Source organism: Microbacterium sp. B24 (assembly GCF_000333415.1).
GTDB lineage: Bacteria > Actinomycetota > Actinomycetes > Actinomycetales > Microbacteriaceae > Microbacterium.
On the sequence record NZ_BADB01000227.1, the window covers coordinates 1 to 2,056 of the forward strand.

Below are 2,056 nucleotides of genomic sequence, written 5' to 3' on the forward strand. Positions count from 1 at the left end.
CCGGTCGCGCGATGTCAGCGTCGGGCACGCCGGCTCGGCGTCCAGACGGCGCGGGCCGAACGCCCCCGAGTCGAAGCGCGAGGCGTCCTTCAGCGGAGAGGTATCGAGCGCGCGCAGGCGGGGGATCAGTCCTTCGGGCAGCGAGCCCTGACGCGAGAGCTGGGTCGCATCGGCGTGAGCGGAGCGAGACTGCTCCGGCGCGGGTCGAAGCTCCAGCGTGCATCGTGGTCGACGTCGTTCGCGGTGAACTCCAGCTTGACGACCCAGCCGTCCTCGTCCTTCCAGCTCGTCCAGCGTTCGCCGCTCGCCCCCGCCTCGGCGAGCTTCGCACGCACCGCGACCCCGAAGGTCGGCTGCGCCGCGGCATCGAGTTCTCCCGCGATGAGCACCGGGACGGCCAGAGCCTGCCCCACGATGTGCTCACGCTCGGCGAGGACGGGACGTTCGAAGCGCTGCACGTCTTCCAGGCGAGCGCCCAGGAGCTCCGCGACCTCCTGCGCCGACAGCCCGGAACGGATGTGAGCCTGGATGTCGCGGGGGCTCGGGCGCGCCGCACGCGGCTCGCTGTCGCGCTGTGAGCGACGCAGCTGGCTGCGCAGCGTCTCGTCGATCGGCAGCGCGTACCGTTCGCCGGACTCCGTGGCGAGAACGAGGACGCCTTCCTCGGTTCCGATCACCTTGAGCTGTTCCATGCGAAACACCCTCCCGTTCCCTGTTCGGGCACGATTCGATTGCCGGGCCCATGCTGTCACAGCAGTTCGTCGCACTCGGGAATATCGCGGGCGCGCCGCGAGTTCCATGCGACGCACCCGCCGGAAGCGGGCACGCGCACGACGATCATTTGCGAAATCCGAACCCGTCGTGCAAACTATCGCCGCCCCACGTCGGTCCCCCCGGCCGCGAGTCGGCACTTTGGCAACACACCTGGAAGTTGAGAGCATGGCGACCGATTACGACGCCCCCCGTAAGACCGACGACGACAGCGAGTCGATCGAGGCTCTGAAGGAGCGCGTTCCCGACAAGATGTCCGGGGCCGTCGACGTCGAGGATGCCGACAACCCCTCGGGCTTCGAGCTGCCCGGCGCCGACCTCTCCGACCTGGAGCTGGACGTCGTCGTGCTGCCGCCGCAGGAAGACGAGTTCACCTGCATCGAGTGCTTCCTCGTGAAGCATCGCACGCAGATCGACCACGAGACCACCGCCGGCGCCGTCTGCATCGAGTGCGCCTGAAGACCGTCCGCCCGGCGGGATCGGCCCCGCACCCGCGCTGACCTCAGCGCGACTGGGCGCGCCTGATCGCGGCGACGACGCGATCAGGCGTGCGCGTCGAGAACACCCACTCGGTGACGGGGTCTCCGGGATCGATGACGGAAACGCGGACCACGGGGTCGATCCCGCCGCGGAACATGTGCCACGCGGTCGCGGACAGCTGTGGACCGCGCGCAGCACGGGCGTCATCTGCCCACAGCGGCTCGGCGGCGCCGAGCTGATCCACCGGGATATGCGCACGACCGACCCGGAGTTCCCCGGCTCGCACCTCCACGACCGGAGACGCGAAGACGAGCAGGCCGATCAGCACCGCTGCCACGGCGATGCCCGCGGCGAGAGCGATGGTCGCGTCCAGCGGGACGAACATCAGTGCGACCATCGGAGCGATCACCGCCGAGCTGAGCAGCGTCCACAGCGACGGGCTGAGCCGTTCGCGGTAGCGGACGTCGGAAACGGGAGCGGCTGGAGCGGCGATGTGCATTACCCTCGTGGAGTGATCGAATCCGTGGACGTTCCCATTATCGCGCCGCAGGTTCCCGTCTACGCACATCCCGGCGACGCCGGCGCCGATCTGGTCTCGTCGGAGAGCCTGCGACTGGAACCCGGCGCTCGCGCGCTGGTGGGCACGGGGGTGCGGATCGCCCTGCCCGATGGATACGCGGCCTTCGTCGTGCCGCGCAGCGGTCTGGCCGCCAAGCACGGCATCACGATCGTGAACGCACCCGGGACGATCGACGCCGGCTACCGCGGTGAGGACTCTAGAGGATCCCCGGGACCGAGCTCGAAT

Annotated in this window: 4 protein-coding genes; 2 read left to right on the forward strand and 2 right to left on the reverse strand. The window is 69.5% G+C overall.

Annotated elements, in window-relative coordinates; all coding sequences use genetic code 11:
• Window positions 1–125 precede the first annotated feature (125 nt).
• Window positions 126–692, reverse strand: a complete 567-nt coding sequence (sepH, locus tag I5I_RS06125) for a septation protein SepH (RefSeq protein ID WP_239640039.1) — start codon at window positions 690–692, stop codon at window positions 126–128.
• 247 nt (window positions 693–939) lie between these two features.
• Between sepH and I5I_RS06130 the strand changes: the two genes are divergently transcribed.
• Window positions 940–1,230 carry a DUF4193 domain-containing protein gene (locus tag I5I_RS06130; RefSeq protein ID WP_036317658.1) on the forward strand — a complete coding sequence of 97 codons (291 nt, stop codon included), beginning with the start codon at window positions 940–942 and terminating at the stop codon, window positions 1,228–1,230.
• A 43-nt stretch (window positions 1,231–1,273) separates the two neighbouring features.
• Here the strand turns inward: I5I_RS06130 and I5I_RS06135 are convergent, their stop codons facing one another.
• Window positions 1,274–1,750 carry a DUF3093 domain-containing protein gene (locus tag I5I_RS06135; protein ID WP_036317659.1) on the reverse strand — a complete coding sequence of 159 codons (477 nt, stop codon included), beginning with the start codon at window positions 1,748–1,750 and terminating at the stop codon, window positions 1,274–1,276.
• A 12-nt stretch (window positions 1,751–1,762) separates the two neighbouring features.
• Here I5I_RS06135 and dut point away from each other — a divergent pair.
• The coding region (gene dut, locus I5I_RS06140) for a dUTP diphosphatase (protein WP_187289918.1) at window positions 1,763–2,056 on the forward strand (294 nt) is incomplete at its 3' end.

Excerpts from the sequence above, each read along its gene's own strand:
- sepH (WP_239640039.1), bottom strand. The coding sequence starts at position 692 with ATGGAACAGCTCAAGGTGATCGGAACCGAGGAAGGCGTCCTCGTTCTC.
- I5I_RS06130 (WP_036317658.1), top strand. The coding sequence starts at position 940 with ATGGCGACCGATTACGACGCCCCCCGTAAGACCGACGACGACAGCGAG.
- I5I_RS06135 (WP_036317659.1), bottom strand. The coding sequence starts at position 1,750 with ATGCACATCGCCGCTCCAGCCGCTCCCGTTTCCGACGTCCGCTACCGC.